Origin of the sequence: Mesorhizobium sp. CAU 1732, assembly GCF_039888675.1 — a bacterium.
Classification (GTDB): Bacteria; Pseudomonadota; Alphaproteobacteria; order Rhizobiales; family Rhizobiaceae; genus Aerobium.
In genome coordinates, this window is sequence record NZ_JBDQQR010000001.1 from 303,765 (window position 1) to 319,756 (window position 15,992).

14 protein-coding genes are annotated in these 15,992 nt (G+C 63.1%); 7 read left to right on the forward strand and 7 right to left on the reverse strand.

Features of this window, described 5'->3' with window-relative positions; all coding sequences use genetic code 11:
* Window position 1 precedes the first annotated feature (1 nt).
* Window positions 2-1,069: a phosphotransferase family protein gene (locus AAFN55_RS01600; protein WP_347797139.1), complete on the reverse strand. Its 1,068-nt coding sequence runs from the start codon at window positions 1,067-1,069 to the stop codon at window positions 2-4.
* A 208-nt stretch (window positions 1,070-1,277) separates the two neighbouring features.
* On the opposite strand from AAFN55_RS01600, the gene AAFN55_RS01605 reads away from it, so the two are divergent.
* The gene (locus AAFN55_RS01605) at window positions 1,278-2,555 is read left to right on the forward strand and encodes an acyl-CoA dehydrogenase family protein (protein WP_347797140.1); all 1,278 of its coding nucleotides are present in this window, start codon (window positions 1,278-1,280) and stop codon (window positions 2,553-2,555) included.
* Window positions 2,556-2,598: 43 nt separating this feature from the next.
* Window positions 2,599-3,225 (forward strand): glutathione S-transferase family protein, encoded by a 627-nt coding sequence (locus AAFN55_RS01610; RefSeq protein ID WP_347797141.1) that lies wholly within the window; start codon window positions 2,599-2,601, stop codon window positions 3,223-3,225.
* Here the strand turns inward: AAFN55_RS01610 and AAFN55_RS01615 are convergent.
* From AAFN55_RS01615 to AAFN55_RS01625, 3 genes are all read right to left on the reverse strand, one after another.
* On the reverse strand, window positions 3,215-5,023 hold the full coding sequence (locus AAFN55_RS01615) for an acyclic terpene utilization AtuA family protein (RefSeq protein WP_347797142.1): 1,809 nt from the start codon (window positions 5,021-5,023) through the stop codon (window positions 3,215-3,217). The genes AAFN55_RS01610 and AAFN55_RS01615 overlap by 11 nt on opposite strands.
* Window positions 5,024-5,192: 169 nt before the next feature.
* A complete protein-coding gene (locus tag AAFN55_RS01620) occupies window positions 5,193-5,837 on the reverse strand; it encodes a glutamine cyclotransferase (protein ID WP_347797143.1) in 645 nt (214 codons plus the stop codon).
* A 9-nt stretch (window positions 5,838-5,846) separates the two neighbouring features.
* Window positions 5,847-7,067: a helix-turn-helix domain-containing protein gene (locus AAFN55_RS01625; RefSeq protein ID WP_347797144.1), complete on the reverse strand. Its 1,221-nt coding sequence runs from the start codon at window positions 7,065-7,067 to the stop codon at window positions 5,847-5,849.
* 98 nt (window positions 7,068-7,165) lie between these two features.
* On the opposite strand from AAFN55_RS01625, the gene AAFN55_RS01630 reads away from it, so the two are divergent.
* Together AAFN55_RS01630 and AAFN55_RS01635 are read left to right on the forward strand one after the other, a co-directional pair.
* On the forward strand, window positions 7,166-7,441 hold the full coding sequence (locus AAFN55_RS01630; protein ID WP_347797145.1) for a hypothetical protein: 276 nt from the start codon (window positions 7,166-7,168) through the stop codon (window positions 7,439-7,441).
* Window positions 7,442-7,453: 12 nt separating this feature from the next.
* On the forward strand, window positions 7,454-8,146 hold the full coding sequence (locus AAFN55_RS01635; protein WP_347797146.1) for a thioredoxin family protein: 693 nt from the start codon (window positions 7,454-7,456) through the stop codon (window positions 8,144-8,146).
* A 31-nt stretch (window positions 8,147-8,177) separates the two neighbouring features.
* Here the strand turns inward: AAFN55_RS01635 and AAFN55_RS01640 are convergent, their stop codons facing one another.
* From AAFN55_RS01640 to AAFN55_RS01650, 3 genes are all read right to left on the reverse strand, one after another.
* Entirely contained in the window at window positions 8,178-9,560 is a 1,383-nt protein-coding gene (locus AAFN55_RS01640; RefSeq protein ID WP_347797147.1) for an aldehyde dehydrogenase family protein, read from the reverse strand.
* Between the two features lie 18 nt (window positions 9,561-9,578).
* Complete coding sequence (locus AAFN55_RS01645) at window positions 9,579-11,234, reverse strand: acetolactate synthase large subunit (protein WP_347797148.1); 1,656 nt, start codon at window positions 11,232-11,234, stop codon at window positions 9,579-9,581.
* 109 nt (window positions 11,235-11,343) lie between these two features.
* Complete coding sequence (locus tag AAFN55_RS01650; RefSeq protein WP_347797149.1) at window positions 11,344-12,384, reverse strand: LLM class flavin-dependent oxidoreductase; 1,041 nt, start codon at window positions 12,382-12,384, stop codon at window positions 11,344-11,346.
* Window positions 12,385-12,566: 182 nt separating this feature from the next.
* Here AAFN55_RS01650 and AAFN55_RS01655 point away from each other — a divergent pair, with 182 nt between their 5' ends.
* The 3 genes from AAFN55_RS01655 (at window position 12,567) to AAFN55_RS01665 (ending at window position 15,905) form a co-directional block, all read left to right on the forward strand.
* Window positions 12,567-13,460 carry a LysR family transcriptional regulator gene (locus AAFN55_RS01655; RefSeq protein ID WP_347797150.1) on the forward strand — a complete coding sequence of 298 codons (894 nt, stop codon included), beginning with the start codon at window positions 12,567-12,569 and terminating at the stop codon, window positions 13,458-13,460.
* 157 nt (window positions 13,461-13,617) lie between these two features.
* Window positions 13,618-14,553 (forward strand): pirin family protein, encoded by a 936-nt coding sequence (locus AAFN55_RS01660; RefSeq protein WP_347797151.1) that lies wholly within the window; start codon window positions 13,618-13,620, stop codon window positions 14,551-14,553.
* A 98-nt stretch (window positions 14,554-14,651) separates the two neighbouring features.
* Complete coding sequence (locus tag AAFN55_RS01665) at window positions 14,652-15,905, forward strand: DUF5996 family protein (RefSeq protein WP_347797152.1); 1,254 nt, start codon at window positions 14,652-14,654, stop codon at window positions 15,903-15,905.
* Window positions 15,906-15,992 lie beyond the last annotated feature (87 nt).

Consider the following 15,992-nt stretch of genomic DNA (forward strand, 5'->3'; position numbering starts at 1 on the left):
TTCAACTGCTCCTGATGTTTTGCGCCAGATCGCGCGCGCGTTCGGAAATCGGACGCGCCTTCCGGCCAATTTCGGCGGCGTCGGCATTGGACGCAGTGCCGTCGATAGACCGCCGGGCTATGCCCTGAAGGATGGAGGCGATGCGGAACATGCTGAGGACGAGATAGAACTCCCAGTTCGCGGGGCGTTCCAGGCCGGTCCGCTTCAGATAGGCGTCCAGATAGTGTCGCTCGTCGGGAATTCCGCTTTCGGCGAAATCAATGCCGGCAAGACCTCGAAAGAGTTGCGGTGCAAGACGCCAGCTCATCGCATGATAAGCAAAATCTGCAATAGGATCGCCAAGCGTGGAAAGCTCCCAGTCCAGTACGGCTACCACGCGGGGCTCGGTCGGGTGGATCAGCAGGTTGTCGAGCCGATAATCGCCGTGGACGAGTCGCGTCTCGCCATCCGCCGGCATGTTCTGCGGCAACCAGTCGATCAGCCAGTCCATCGCCGGATTTGGGTCGGTCTCCGAGGCGGTATACTGCTTGGTCCAGCGCGAAACCTGCCGCTCCACATAGGCCCCGGGACGGCCATAGTCGCCAAGGCCGATTTCGGCAGGGCTCAGCGCGTGAATCCGCGCTATCGTCTCGTTCATGGAATCGAAGATGTTTCCCCGCTCTTCACGCGAAAGATCTGGAAGACGCGGGTCCCAGAACACGCGACCCGGCACCAGTTCCATGACATAGAACATTGTGCCGATGACCGAGAGATCGTCGCAAAATGCAACGGCGCGCGGTATGGGCACGCCAGTTCCACCCAGTGCCTGAAGAACGCGGAACTCGCGATCGACCGCGTGGGCGCTCGGAAGCGTCGGCCCCACCGGCTTGCTGCGCAGCACGAGATCTCCCGAAGGGGCAAAAAGCCTGAATGTCGGATTTGATTGCCCGCCGGAGATGCGCTCAAGCCGTATAGGCCCGTTGAATCCCGCGACTGCATCGCCGAGCCACGTCGTCAGCCTGTCGGCATCCGGTACCCAGCTCCGCAAAGCCTCGCGCTCGGTCGTGTCTTCGATGGCGCGACCAGTCATGATCAGCTCCCTGTCGTCGCCGGACGATGGTCCAGCGGCCCTTCTCCCACTGTGACTACAATAGCCTCGGACGATAAAGTCAACCCAAATCGTCAGACGATATTGCCAGTCCATTCCGGCTGGACTAGTTTGCGTCAACGGTCGGCCTCGACGACAAGCCGCACCGGAAGAGCGGAGAGAGTGCGCCGACAGCGCAGGGAGAGACTGGATGATCTTGGAAAAGTCGCGGCGCGTACTGGATCTGGAAGAACGCCTGACCGCATTCATGGAGGAGCACATCTATCCGAACGAGGCGCGTTACTATCGCGAATCCGAGGACCTTGGGCCGTGGGCAGTGCAGCCGATACTGGACGAACTGAAGCCCAAGGCGCGGGAAGCCGGGCTCTGGAACCTGTTCCTGCCGCAAAGCGAACACGGCGTCGGGCTCACAAATCTGGAATATGCGCCGCTTTGCGAAATCATGGGCCGCTCGCATTTGGCGCCGGAGGTCTTCAACTGCTCCGCGCCGGACACCGGCAATATGGAAGTTCTCGCCCGATACGGCACGAAAGAGCAGCAGGACGCGTGGCTGAAGCCTTTGCTTGCCGGCGAGATCAGGTCGTCCTTCGCCATGACGGAACCTGCGGTCGCATCCAGCGATGCCACCAATATCGAGAGCCTGATCCGATCCGACAATGACGACTATGTCATCAACGGGCATAAATGGTACACCACCAACGCCACCGATCCCCGCTGCAAGATCATCATCTTCATGGGCAAAACCGATCCGGACAATCCTGACCGCCACCGCCAGCAGTCGATGGTACTGGTGCCGAAAGACACGCCGGGTGTCGAGGTCGTGCGCTCACTGCCGATCTTTGGTTTCTACGGCGTGCCGGATCGTGCCTCCGAAGTCGTGTTCCGAAACGTCAGGGTGCCGAAAGCCAACATCCTGCTTGGCGAAGGCCGGGGATTCGAGATCGCACAAGGCCGTCTCGGGCCAGGCCGCATACATCACTGCATGCGTCTCATCGGCCTGGCGGAGCGGACGCTCGAAAAGATGTGCCTGCGCGTCAAGGAGCGCGTCGCCTTCGGCAAGCCGGTCTCAGAACAGTCGGTCACGCGTGAGCGCATTGCCGAGGCGCGCATCATGATCGAACAGTCGCGTCTGCTGACGTTGAAAGCCGCCCATATGATGGATACGGTCGGTAACAAGGAAGCACGCGGCGAGATCGCCATGATCAAGATCGCCGTACCCAATATGGCCTGTCAGGTCATCGACTGGGCCATTCAGGCTTTTGGCGGCGGCGGGACAAGCAATGATTTTGGCCTTGCGGCAGCCTATGCCACCGCGCGCCTGCTGCGTCTGGCGGATGGGCCGGACGAAGTTCATCGCGACCAGTTGGCGCGTTTCGAACTGAAGAAGCACGATCGTTCGAGCCGTGGCGTCGGCGACTGGCAACCCGCGGTGAGCAATCGCGCGCTGGGCATTTCTCCTGCGCGCTGAGACCAATATGCGTTCAGCCGGCGGCTATGGAAGCGGAAATATCATGATCGAACTTTACCACTGTGAAAATGCGCGCTCGTTTCGCCCGCTCTGGGCGCTGTGCGAACTGGGCGTAAAATTCGACCTGAAGATGCTTCCCTTCCCGCCCCGCGTTCATCGGCCGGACTATCTCGACATCAATCCGCTCGGCACGATCCCACTGATGATCGATGGGCAGACGCGCATGACGGAGTCATCCGCTATCTGCCACTACCTCGCGATGCAATACGGGCCGACGGACCTGGCGGTCGGCCCGGAAGAAGCCGATTACGGCAACTATCTCAACTGGCTCAGTTTTGGCGAGGCGACCCTGACCTTCCCGCAGACGATCGTTCTGCGCTATCGCAGACTTGAGCCGGAAGAGCGACGCAATCCGCAGGTGGCGGAGGACTATGAGCGCTGGTTCAACGCGCGGCTGCGCGTCGTGGACGCTGTTCTGTCCGAGCGCGACTATCTGTGCCGACGCTTCACCATGGCCGATATTTCGGTCGGCTATGCATTGATGCTGGCGGACGATATCGGTCTGTCGAGCCGCTTCAAACCGTCAATACGCGACTATTGGGAACGGCTCCGGCAACGCGAAGGCTTCACCGCCGCCATCACCGCGCAGACGATGTCACCTAGCCAATGACGTTCCATGCACGCGCGTCGCTCTCGCTCAGCCGAATGGGGATGTCCAGAAGCACTTGCGCGTAGGTCTTGGCCTGCGGATCGAGGTTTAGCGAAGCCGCGCCGCCGCCGCCGAGCGCCTGATGCAGCAGGAAATTGATCCCGCCGATCCCCGGGAGATCGAACCGTTCGATGCGCCCCTCGGCAACATGCGCGAAATGCTCCTGGACTTTTTGCACGGTAAGGCTTGCGCGAATTGCAGGCAGGTATTTCGCGCTCCGCGCAATGACGCCGATATTCGCCTTGTCGCCCTTGTCGCCGCTTCGCGCGACGGCAAGCCGGCGCAACGGCACGTCGACTGCATTGCCATCCAACGACGTGGTTGCCTCGTGCCCGTCCTCCGGGCTTGCAATGATGTCACCATGACTGCGAACCGCAGGGGTGGTGAACGAAACGGGATTTCCATCCACCTTGACCGAAATCTCGACATCGCTCTTGTCGATGAAGCAGGAGTAGAGGCGAACGACAGGAGATGCCTTCGGCCTTCCCGGTGAAAGCAGGGTGAGGCCCGGCGCCATGGACAAGCCAGCTCCTATGAACTCCTTGGAAAAGAGGTCGGCGCCCTCCCTGCTCGGATGGTGGATGCCAAGGCGCAGCACGACCTCGCGGCTCAGTTCCAGAACCGGGTTCGCCGCATCGCCATAAAGCGATTCCGATCCGATGATCTGCATGGACGTTCGTGTGAAATCGGCCAGGCCCTGCCGTTCGAAAAGGCGGCGCACCTTGGTCAGGACCGCCTGTCCCTGAAGGCGCGCCTTGGCTGCCGCGTGCTCGCCCGCGACGACGAAATTGCCGACGCATGCATAGCCGTCCAGGTAGGTAGCGCTGACCTTGTACTGCGCGGTGGGAGGGGCGCCCCGCGCTCCGGCGATGCGCACACGATCCTGGCCGAGGTCGGTCATCGTCACCTGCCGGAAATCGCACACCACGTCGGGCAGAATGTATGTGCCTGGATCACCGATTTCATACAGCATCTGCTCGCCGATCGTCAGCGGCGTAACCTTGCCGCCCGTGCCATTCGGCTTGGTCACGACGAAGCTGCCGTCGGCGGAAACCTCGGCAACCGGAAAGCCGGTGTTGTCCCAGCCATCGGCGGTCTGGTCCCAATCGGTGAAGTTTCCGCCCGTTGCCTGCGCCCCGCATTCAAGCAGATGACCAGCCAGACCTGCGGCGGCCAGGCGGTCGAGATCGTCACTTTTCCATCCGAACTCGTGGATCAGCGGCCCAGCAATCAGTGCGCTGTCGACGCAGCGACCCGTCACGACGATGTCGGCGCCGGCATCCAGCGCCGCCGCGATCGGGAATGCGCCGAGATAGGCGTTCACGCTCAGCATCCTGTCGGGCATCGCCGCGCCGCTATCCATTTCGCGGGCCGTTTTACGCACACGTTCAAGTTGGGGAGAAAGATCATCGCCCTCCACCGTGCCGATGCGGAGCGATACGCCTGCTTCGGCCATCAACTGCTCCAGAGCGCGGCGGCAGGCGGCAAGGTTCAAACCGCCGGCATTGGCGACAACGCGGATTTTCTTTTCACTGATCTGACCGATCAGCGGGCGCATCGCCTGTGTAATGAAGTCTGTGGCGTAACCGGCATTGGGGTCCTTCGCCTTGGCCTTGGCGAGGATCGACATCGTGATTTCGGCCAGATAGTCGAACACCATGTAGTCGAGACCGGCCACCCCGATCAGTTGCGCAGGACCGATGGACGTGTCGCCCCAGTATCCAGACGCTCCGCCGATCCTGACTATCTTATCGCTCAAGGTGCACCTCGCTTCCGCCTGCTCGCCTAAGGCTACCAAACAAAGGCACTGGGGCCTTGTGAAAAGTCGCTGAGATGCTGGCCGGGTCACGGCGCGCTGGCAAGCGGTTCCAGAAAATGGCGATGCGCTAGTCGTCGGTAGCGCTATGCGAAAGTAGGGGTAGTCGCGTTTACGCAGGACCTGGCCCGGGCCGACGCACGACCCTCAGTTTTCCGCTGTTGCCGCCTCCGCAGAAAAAGCGATCGCGGCCGTCGGATTCGAGCCCCGAAACGCCGGTTCCTGAAGGCATGTCCAGTTGCTCAAGCACGTCCCCCGTCTCGGGGTCGATGCGGCGGATAGTGCTCTCCTTGTCGTCCCATGTGCCGTGCCAAAGCTCGCCGTCAACCCAGGTGACACCCGTGACGAATCGATCGGATTCGATCGTGCGCAGGACGTCTCCCGTCTCGGGATCTACCTGATGGATCTTCCGGCCGCGGTGCTGGCCGACCCAGAGCGAGCCCTCCGCCCAGGCCAGCCCTGAGTCCCCGCCATTCCCGGGCGCTGGTATCGTGGCGATCACCTCGCCTGTCTTGAGATCAATCTTGCGGATCATGGCACCGGCGATCTGGAACAGGTGCTTGCCGTCGGATGCGGTTCCTGCATCGGCGGCGATGTCGAGCGATCTCACGACGTCTCCGCTTTCGGGATCAAGCGCATTCAGCCTGTCGCCGGTTGCGAACCAAACCTGTTGGCCGTCGAAGGTAACCCCGTGCACGTCATCGACATCGGGAAAGGGCCCATATTCACGGATGATCTCGGCGGCGGAATGTTTCATGTTCTTATCCTAGACGGACATGTCCGCGACGGGGAGTAACAAGCTTGTCGGGAATCCCGGCACGCTCGACGCGATCCAGCGGCAGGCCCACCCGCGCCCGAAAGACTCCACCTTGCGGTCCAGCGCAAGCTCTTCGAGTGCCCGCTGTACCGTACGCGTGCTCACGCCGAGCGCCAGCGCCAATGCGGAACTCGACCAGGCTTGACCGTCGCCGAGCAAGGCGAACACGTCCGCGTGGTCGCCTTCGACCGGCGGCGCCAGCACGGCGACCTCACGCGCGGCGTAAGGCTGCAGAACAAAGCCCTGACTGGTTGCGGTCAGCGCCGCCAGCGGCTCGACCACTTCGCGCAGCCGGGCGATTTCGACACGCAGTCTCGCGCGGTGCGTTTCGTCGGCATGCTGTGCGCGGAAAGCGCGTTTCAGAAGCGTCTCGCGCGGCACATCGGCCGGCCATGCCTCAGCAAGGGCGCGGATGAGGGCGAGCAGCACAGGGCGCGTCGCGAGTGGAATGATGGTCGTTCCCGCGCGCACGGCGTTTCGGCAGGCATCCACAATGAGCGTATCCGAGGCCAACAGCGTTTCAACCTCGTCGAGACGGAACGATCGCTCCGCGCCCCGCGTGATGAACCGCGCGGCCGGTGCTTCGAACGCTCTCATGGCCTGATCCGCCTCGGCCATGAGCGCTGGAATACGCGCCATCTCCGCTCCCTGCCTGGCTCGCTCCAGAGCGGCTCTGGCCGGACCTGTCCTGATGCGCCGCATGGCGATACCCGCCATGACCAACGCGTACCCGACCTGCGAAGGGCGCGGCAGGATGCCGACATCCACTTCATCGAGCATCGCTTCTGCTTCATCGAGACGACCTATCAGGAGAAGGAACCGGGCTTCGAGATAGCCGGCGTGTGCGGCGTTCGTGTGATCACCGCATGCCGTGAGCGTCGTCCGCGCTGCCGTGAGCATCTGCGAGGATCGGCCCAGATCACGCGAAACAAGCGCTATCTCGGCTTCGGCGACGACGCAGCGCGCACGCGCCATCGCTTCTTTGGGGCTGAATGCGTGTGCCGCGCTGCGCAGCAGCTCCCGGGCGCGCACGAGGTCGCCAAGCTGCGCCATCGCGATGCCGCGCATGGCCAGCGCCGGGGCGTCATCGCGCAAAGCGACCCTTTTCAGCGCCGCCAGCGGGTCTCCGGCGGAAAGTGCGCGCGCTGCGGCGGCAATCACCACGTCCATTGCAATCCCGTCACACTTGTAACTCCCACCCGGCCCTCCACCGGGGATAGGGTCTTCCTATCACAATCGTTGGAACCGTATTCAGCGGAGGATCGGACGTGACGAGATTTGCAGCAACAGGAACGGGCAATGCGTCGCTCACGCCGGCGGTCGATGTGACCGGCCGGCTTGGGTTTGCTGCAACCCCCATTTTCGCCCTGATGGCCGGGGTTTCTGCCGTCAGCGCGCCGGGCATGACCATGTGCTCCGTCGCTTCGCCTTTGGTGCCGATCAACGACATGGTCCTGATGTACCTGCTGATGAGCGTCTTTCACCTGTCACCGTGGCTGAAGCTCCTCTCCCGACGGTTCGCAACATCCCATCACCCAAACTGAAGGAGACTGACAATGCAACACGCTGTTGTTTCACGCGATGACTGGCTGACCACCCGCCGGGACCTCCTGAAGGCGGAGAAGGAACTGACCCGTCTTCGTGACAAGGTCACCCGGCAGCGGCTCGCACTGCCATGGGTGCGGATCGACACGGAATACACGTTCGATACGCCGGATGGCCCGCGCACGCTGGCGGATCTCTTCGACGGTCGATCGCAGCTTCTGGTGCAGCATTTCATGTTCGGGCCGGGATGGAAGCAAGGCTGTCCGAGTTGCTCCTACATGGCCGACCATACCGACGGCATGAACATGCATCTGGCCAATCACGACGTCACCATGGTCGCCGTCTCGCGAGCCCCGCTTGTCGAGATCGAGCGCTTCCGCGGTCGCATGGGCTGGCAGTTCCGGTGGGTGTCCTCGAACGGCAGCTCGTTCAACTACGATTTCCGGGTCAGTTTCACGCCCGAGGAAGTCGCCAGCGGGCACATCGACTACAATTTCGGCGAATGGCGGGAGACCGGCGAGGAATGGCCGGGCGTCAGCGCCTTCTTCAAGGATGAGGCTGGCGATGTCTTTCACACCTATTCCACGTTCGGCCGCGGCGTGGAGGTGATGATGGGAACCTACGCCATGCTCGATCTGACCCCGAAAGGTCGCAACGAGGCGGAGGGCATGGACTGGGTGCGCCACCACGATCGCTACGCGTAGATCCCGGAGCGGGGGCCTGGAGACCGCTCGCTCAGCTTCTGCGCAAGAGGATCATCTTCTCCTGCGCCATGTCGCGCATCGTGTAGGGGATGCCGCCCGTGCCATATCCGGATTCCTTACGGCCGGCGAACGGCATCCAGTCTGTTCGGAATGCTGTCGGATCGTTGATCATCACAGCCGAGGCATCGAGACGATTGGCCGCCCGCATCGCGACATCGATATCCTGTGCGAAGACGCTGGCCTGGAAGGCCGTGGGCAGGGCGTTGGCCTGGCGAATGGCGTCGTCGAGATTGCCGTAGCGATAGACGGCGACCACCGGTCCGAAAATCTCCAGCGTCGATATTTTCGCATCGGCAGCGGGGTCGAGCAGAACCGCCGGCTGCAGGGTCGTTTCGGAGAGGCGCTCCCCGCCGGTTGCCAGCGCAGCCCCTCCCTTGACCGCTTCCTCGATCCAATCCGCGACCCGGTCGGCCTCGCGCGGAAGGATTAGCGGCCCGACCTCCGTGTCCTTCAGGGTGGGATCGGCGGTACGCAGTGTCTCGACGCGGGCAATGAGCTTCTGCGTGAAATCGTCTGCTATACCCTCGTGAACGAAGATGCGCTGTGTCGACACACAGACCTGCCCCGCATGGTAGTAGCCACCCTTGACGATCGGCTCGATGACCTTGGCGAGGTCGGCACTGTGATCGACGATGGCTGGCGCCGCGCCACCATGCTCCAGCGCCGAGCGCGTGCCCGGGGCAAGCTTCGCATGCAGCGACCAGCCGACCCTGGCCGAGCCGATGAAGCTCAGGAAGGCGATGCGCCTGTCGGTCGCCAGTTTTTCGGCCAACTGGTTGTTTTCCGTGACGAAGCTCTGGCACCATGGCTCAGGCAGGCCCGCCTCGTGGACCAGCGCCACGAAATCGAGGCAGGACAGCGGTGTCGTGACCGCCGGCTTGACGATGACCGGGCATCCGACCGCGATGGCCGGCGCGACCTGATGGACGATCAGGTTCAGCGGGTGGTTGAAGGCGGAGATTGCCGCGACGATGCCGATCGGCTCCTTCGTGGTAAAGGCCCAGCGGTTCTCCGCCGCCGCCGACAGTCCCATCGGGATTTCCCGACCGGCGAAATGACGCAGTTCGTCGGCGGCGTTGTGGACGCCGTCGATGGCGCGGTTGGTCTCGATGATCGCGTCAGGCAGCGGCTTGCCGCCCTCGCGCGCGATCTGCATGGCGAGATGATCACGCTCGCGTTCCATCAGCGCGGCCAGCTTGCGCAGGATGGCAATGCGCTGGTGAGGTTTCAGCCAGCCCTCGCGATCCTTGAAGGCATGCTCGGCGGCTTGCAGCTTGCGCTCCAGCGCGGCTGCATCGTCCGTCTCGATCTCCGCGATGGGGGCGCGATCGAACGCCTGCACGACCTCTAGCATTGTCGATCTTCCTGCATTTCAAGCACACTCCACATCCGGCGTGCGGTTGCGCAGTTCATCGACGAGCACGCGGGTATTTTCAGAATAGTCGATCGGCACATCGACCAGATGGACCCCGCCACCGGCGAAGGCGGCTTCGAGCGTCGGCACGAGATCCTCGACGGCGGTCACCCGCGACCCCTTTGCGCCATACGCCTCGGCATACCGCACGAAATCGGGATTGCCAAAACTCATGCCAAAGTCCGGGAAGCCGTCCACCGCCTGCTTCCAGCGGATCATGCCGTAGGCGCGATCGTTCAGGATGAGCACGACGAGGTTCAGCCCGAGCCTCACCGCCGTTTCCATTTCCTGCGAGTTCATCATGAAGCCGCCATCGCCGCACACCGCCATGACCCTGCGGTTGGGATGAAGCATCGCCGCCATCATCGCCGAGGGCAGACCGGCGCCCATCGTGGCGAGCGCATTGTCGAGCAGCAGCGTGTTGGCGACATGGGTGCGATAGTTGCGCGCGAACCAGATCTTGTACATGCCGTTGTCGAGGCAGACGATACCGTCTTCGGGCACCACCTTGCGGACATCGTGGACAAGGCGCTGAGGCGTGACCGGGAAACGGTCTTCCTCTGCACGATCGTTGATGCGGGCGAGAATTTTCTGGCGCAGTTCGAGCATGCCTTCGTCGGGAGACAGGCGGCCTTCAAGACGTTCGCCAAGCGCTTCGACAGAAGCCGCTATGTCGCCGATCACTTCGATATCCGGGTGATAGACCTGTTCGATCGTCGCGGATTGGTAGGCGACATGGATGACCTTTGGCCCGCCCGCACTTTTCATGAGGAATGGCGGCTTCTCGACCGTGTCGTGGCCGATGGCGACGATCAGGTCGGCGCGCTCGACAGCCTCGTGGACATAGTCGCCCTCAGAGAGCGCGGCTGTTCCCATATAGAGATTGGAGCCCCCGGTGACCGCCCCCTTGCCCATCTGCGTGTTGAAGAAGGGCAAGCGGGTGCGCGATATGAAAGTCGACAGCGGTTCAACCAGCGAAGGCCGGCTGCCCGCCGCGCCGATCATCACGAGCGGACGTTTGGCGGCACGTATATGTTCCGCAGCGATATCGAGCGCGGTGGCTTGGGCAACCGGGCGTTCAAGGGCGTGGCGGGCAATGACGGAAGCGTTCGCGACCTCCTCGGCCGCCACGTCCTCCGGCAGTTCGAGATGCACGGGCCCCGGCCGCTCTTCCATCGCAACCCTGAAGGCATCCCGCACCGTCGCGGGGATGGCGGCCGCGCTGACGATCTGCCGCGTCATTTTGGTGAGCGGCTTCATCGAGGCGACGATATCGACGATCTGGAAGCGGGCCTGCTTGGCGCTCATCACGGGCTTCTGGCCGGTGATGAGGATCATCGGCATGGCACCGAGATGGGCATAGGCCGCACCGGTCGAGAAATTCAGCGCGCCGGGGCCGAGCGTTGCGAGGCAGACACCGGGCCTGCCTGTAAGCCGCCCATGCGTCGCGGCCATGAAGGCGGCGGCCTGCTCATGACGCGTCAGGATCAGTTTGATGCTCGAGGTTCGCAGCGACTCCAGCACATCGAGGTTTTCCTCGCCCGGAACGCCGAAGATGCGGTCCACGCCTTCGTTTTCCAGCGCGGCGACGAACAGATCGGACCCCTTTGGCATAGTTTCACCCTCCTTGGTGGTAAGCATGAGAGACGTTCATGGCGATCATGCACGGAGAAGTGCCGTTGTCGCAAATCGACCCCTCGGGATAGCCCTGCTGACGAGGCACTCAGTGCATCGACGATGCCGCCCGCACGATTGGCGCGACCTCAGTGCCCAAAAGTTCGATGGAACGCTTCATCGCGGCCGTCTCGAGAGAGGCGGTGCTCATCTGGAAGGTGATGCGCGAGACGCCGCCAAGTGCCTCGCTGGCACGCAGCATCTTGGCGGCGACCGTTGCCGGGGCGCCGATCAGGAACGCGCCCTCGGGGCTGGCCATGGCTTCGAACTGCTGACGCGTCGGCGCAGGCCAGCCGCGTTCGCGCCCGATCGTCCCTGTCAGATGCGCCCAGCCGGGAAAGAAGGCATCGTTGGCCGCCGCATCCGTCTCGCCGACGAAACCCATCGCGTGAACGCCGACCGTCAGTTTCTCCGGGCCGTGCCCGGCTTTCCTGCCGGCTTCGCGATAGAGATCGACGAGCGGACGAAAACGCTCGAACGTACCGCCGATGATGGCGACCATCAGCGGAAGGCCCAGCTCGCCGGCGCGCGCGAAGGATTGCGGTGTGCCGCCGACGCCTACCCACAACGGCAATCGCGACTGATGGGGGCGCGGAAAGACACCCTCTCCGTGGAGCGCCGCACGATAACGCCCGTACCAGGTGATGTTGGTCGTCTCGCCAAGCTTGAGGAACAGATCGAGCTTTTCAGCGAAAAGGTCGTCATAGGCCCTTGTATCGAGGCCGAACAGCGGAAAAGCCTCGCCGAACGAGCCCCGGCCGACGACGATCTCGGCGCGCCCCCTGGCGATCAGGTCGAGGGTTGCGAACTCCTGGAAGACCCGCACCGGGTCTGCAGCACTCAGCACCGTGACCGCGCTCGTCAATCGGATCCGGCTGGTGCGCGCCGCTGCCGCGGCCAGAATGATCGCAGGCGCGGAATCGAGGAATTCGGCGCGGTGGTGCTCACCGATACCGAAGACGTCTAGTCCGACGCGGTCGGCAACCTCGACTTCCTCCAGCAGATCGGCCATTCGGTCCGTGGCCGAAGGCAGCTTCCCCGTCGCTGGATCGGGCAAAATGGCGGCAAAGCTGTCGATACCGATTTCCATAGGTGGTCCTTGCAGGGTCTCTTTTGTGACGACGGCCTGTACTGGCACTCCCGCTCAGGGATTTGCAGGAAGACATCCGCCGCCGGCCGCGTCGTCTCGGGAGCGCGGAGAGTGTCATTCCTGTTCGGGATACGGTAGGGCTTTTGGGCGCCCAGCTGTGTCGCGAAACCAGGAACGCCGGAATGGACATCGAAGACCTTCAGACATTCGTGGAAGTTGCCGATGCCGGCGGCGTTTCGGCGGCCGCGCGCCGGCTCGGGGTCTCCAAATCGATCGTCAGCCGGCGGCTTTTCCGCCTTGAAGCCGAACTTGGCGTCCAACTCCTTGCACGAACCACTCGTGGTGCCGCTCTTACCGAAGCAGGCGTCACGTTTAGGGATCACGCGGCCAGGGTCAGCGCAGAGATCGATTCGGCCAGGGATGCCATCCAGCCGACGGGCGACCTTAGCGGCCGCTTACGCGTCGCGATGCCGCTTACTTTCGGTCCAACGCACTTCGCGCCCGTACTGGCGATCATGGCGCGGCGCCACCCCAAGCTCCAGATCCATTCCTCCTACAGTGACCGCTTCGTCGATCTCATTGCGGAGGGCTTCGATTGTGCGATCCGGGTCGGCTTTCTCCAGGACTCCAATCTCATCGCCAGACGCGTCGGTGCGACCCACGGAAAGCTGGTCGCAAGTCCCGACTATGTACAAGCGCACGGTTCCCCGGAGGCTCCCGAGGAAATCACCGCCCATCAGGCTCTCATGCAAGGCACCGAGCCATGGCTGTTCATGGATGGCGACTATGTCATCAGCGTGAACCCGCAAGGACGCTTCAAGGCCGACAACGCCGCAGCCCTTGCAACTGCCGCCGCTGCGGGGCTTGGAATTGCCCGGCTCCCCGATTGCGTCACCAACGACTATGTTGCTTCCGGCGCGCTCGTTCCGATCATGACCCGTTACCCGCCACCTTCCGCAGGCGTGTATGTCATCCGCCCGCCAGGTCAGCATCCTTCACGGAAGGTGCGGGTTCTCACCGAGCTCATGATCGAGTGCCTCGCTGAAGACTCGCGCCTCGAGGGGATCGATCGCTAACGGGGCGGTAGTTCCACTTTGCGCGACACAGTTGCGCGGATTGCAGGCCTAGCTCCGATGCTCAAACAAAGAGATAGATCGCCACTTATGCGTCCGTCAGGATGCACGGCGATCTAGGTAAGCTCGGAAAACGGGCTGACAGGAGAGGATAAGCTGCATGAGTTGGAACCCCGCAATCGAACCGGGCTGTCCCGATGACGTCGGCATCGACGCGATCGAAACCCTCATCGTTCCGCGTTCTCGTGACCTCGGCGGCTTCGAGGTCCGCCGCGCCTTGCCGGCGCCGAAGCGGCAGATGGTCGGGCCGTTCATTTTCTTCGACCAGGCGGGACCGGCCGAATTGCTGACCGGCCAGGGCATCGATGTCCGCCCGCACCCGCATATCGGCCTCGGCACTGTCACCTACCTCTATCGCGGCGACTTCCATCACCGCGACAGCACGGGCGCCGATCAGATCATTCGCCCCGGCGCGCTGAACTGGATGGTCGCCGGACGCGGTGTCACCCATTCGGAGCGTACCTCCGTGGCTGCCCGAAGCGGTCCGAACAGCCTGTTCGGAATCCAGACATGGCTGGCGCTGCCCGATACCCATGAGGATATGGCACCCAGCTTCGAGCATCACGGCAAGGAGACGCTGCCGATGATCGAGGATCATGGCGTATCGGTTCGGCTGATCCTCGGCAGTGCCTACGGCAAGGTCGCGCCCGCGCAGATGCTTTCCGAGACGTTCTATGCCGATGTAAAGCTTGAACCAGGAAGCCGGCTGCCGATGCCGGACGATCACGAGGACCGGGGCATCTACATCGTCGAGGGATCGATCTCGGTTGCCGGCCAGGACTTTGAGCCCGGTCAGATGATGGTCTTCCGTCCCGGCGACAGGATCACGGTTGCGGCAGGCAGCCAGGGCGCGCGGCTGATGATCCTCGGCGGCGCAACGCTCAATGGGCCGCGCTATATCTGGTGGAACTTCGTCGCCTCATCCCAGGAGCGCATCGAGCTCGCCAAGGCCGAATGGCGCGCGGAGAATTGGGGCAAGGGACGCTTCGATCTCCCGGCAGATGATCGGGACGAGCACATCCCGCTTCCGGACTGAACGTGCCGACTGGCTGATTGCCGGGGACGCGGCTCAAGCGAGCGCGGGGCGAAACGAACGGCAGGCTTTGTCGTGCAAAGTTTGGATGGAGACACGCAATGAACAACAACTGGCCGCACCTCGACTATCTCGGTTGGCGTGAGACGTGTTCCGCCCTGCATCTCTATCTTCAGATCGCTGGAAAGTACCGGCTGGCGCATACGCCTTGGCTCAACCATTCGTGGAACGCGACATTTTATGTCACGCCGACCGGCCTGGCATCCTCGCCGATACCGGACGGTCCCGGTATCGAAATCCTGTTCGATTTGCGAGAGCACAAGGTTGTCGGCACCTGCGGCGAAGGCCGGCAGGCGTCCTTCGAACTGGGGCCGACCACGGTCGCCCGCTTCCATGCTGATTTCGTCAGCTTGATCACCGAACTTGGCGGCACGCCGACTTTCAACGGTCAGCCGAACGAGGTGCCATATCCAGTTCCGTTCGCCGAGGATGATCGCGATCGGCCCTACGACCGCGACGCCGTTCAGCGGTTTCATCAGGCGCTGGTGTCCGTCGATAAGGTATTCAAGACGTTCCGGACGTCCTTTCTCGGCAAATCCAGCCCCGTTCACCTGTTCTGGGGCGCTCTCGATCTGGCCGTCACCCGCTTTTCCGGCCGGCGCGCGCCGCTTCATCCTGCCGGGATTCCGGCCTTGCCGGATGACGTGGCACGCGAAGCCTATGATCGCGAGGTGTCGTCGGCGGGCTTCTGGCCGGGGGGCGGCGGTATCGACTATCCCGCTTTCTACGCATACGCTTACCCCGCCCCGAACGGCTTCGGCTCCGCATCGGTGCGGCCTGAAGCGGCATTCTGGAGCGACGGCCTGTCGGAGTTCGTCCTCCCCTACGATGCCGTACGGTCGGCAGCCGATCCCGACGGAGCTTTGATGGCTTTCCTCGTCTCGACCTATGAGGCGGCCGCCAATCTCGGAGGATGGGACCGCGATCTTCTGGAATGCGGGCCGGGGCGGCCGCGCCAGGTGCGCCCGCCGGATGCGGTGCTGACGAAGGACACCTCCGAGACGACCGAAGGGACGGTCGAGCGGGAAGACGGCGCATCGAAAGGGCGCTATCGGCTGCTCATTGGCGGTATCGAAGCCGAGATGACATACAGCCGCGCTGGCGACGGGCTGATCATCATCGATCACACCGAAGTTCCAGACGCCTTGCGTGGCCGCAAGGTCGGAGAGCGGCTGGTGCGACAGGCGGTCGAAGATGCCCGCCGCGACGGAGTCTCGATCATTCCGCTTTGCCCGTTCGCAAAAGCGCAGATCGCTCGCCATCCGGAATGGCAGGACGTGCTGCGTCGGTCATAGGTCTGACAACTATGGGCGCCGGCGTTTAGCGCGCCAGCGCGCGCTACGGCGACCGGCCGCCCCCGATTTCAAATCCCGGTGTGCTCA

Excerpts from the sequence above, each read along its gene's own strand:
- AAFN55_RS01600 (WP_347797139.1), bottom strand. The coding sequence starts at position 1,069 with ATGACTGGTCGCGCCATCGAAGACACGACCGAGCGCGAGGCTTTGCGG.
- AAFN55_RS01605 (WP_347797140.1), top strand. The coding sequence starts at position 1,278 with ATGATCTTGGAAAAGTCGCGGCGCGTACTGGATCTGGAAGAACGCCTG.
- AAFN55_RS01610 (WP_347797141.1), top strand. The coding sequence starts at position 2,599 with ATGATCGAACTTTACCACTGTGAAAATGCGCGCTCGTTTCGCCCGCTC.
- AAFN55_RS01620 (WP_347797143.1), bottom strand. The coding sequence starts at position 5,837 with ATGAAACATTCCGCCGCCGAGATCATCCGTGAATATGGGCCCTTTCCC.
- AAFN55_RS01625 (WP_347797144.1), bottom strand. The coding sequence starts at position 7,067 with ATGGACGTGGTGATTGCCGCCGCAGCGCGCGCACTTTCCGCCGGAGAC.
- AAFN55_RS01635 (WP_347797146.1), top strand. The coding sequence starts at position 7,454 with ATGCAACACGCTGTTGTTTCACGCGATGACTGGCTGACCACCCGCCGG.
- AAFN55_RS01640 (WP_347797147.1), bottom strand. The coding sequence starts at position 9,560 with ATGCTAGAGGTCGTGCAGGCGTTCGATCGCGCCCCCATCGCGGAGATC.
- AAFN55_RS01645 (WP_347797148.1), bottom strand. The coding sequence starts at position 11,234 with ATGCCAAAGGGGTCCGATCTGTTCGTCGCCGCGCTGGAAAACGAAGGC.
- AAFN55_RS01650 (WP_347797149.1), bottom strand. The coding sequence starts at position 12,384 with ATGGAAATCGGTATCGACAGCTTTGCCGCCATTTTGCCCGATCCAGCG.
- AAFN55_RS01655 (WP_347797150.1), top strand. The coding sequence starts at position 12,567 with ATGGACATCGAAGACCTTCAGACATTCGTGGAAGTTGCCGATGCCGGC.
- AAFN55_RS01660 (WP_347797151.1), top strand. The coding sequence starts at position 13,618 with ATGAGTTGGAACCCCGCAATCGAACCGGGCTGTCCCGATGACGTCGGC.
- AAFN55_RS01665 (WP_347797152.1), top strand. The coding sequence starts at position 14,652 with ATGAACAACAACTGGCCGCACCTCGACTATCTCGGTTGGCGTGAGACG.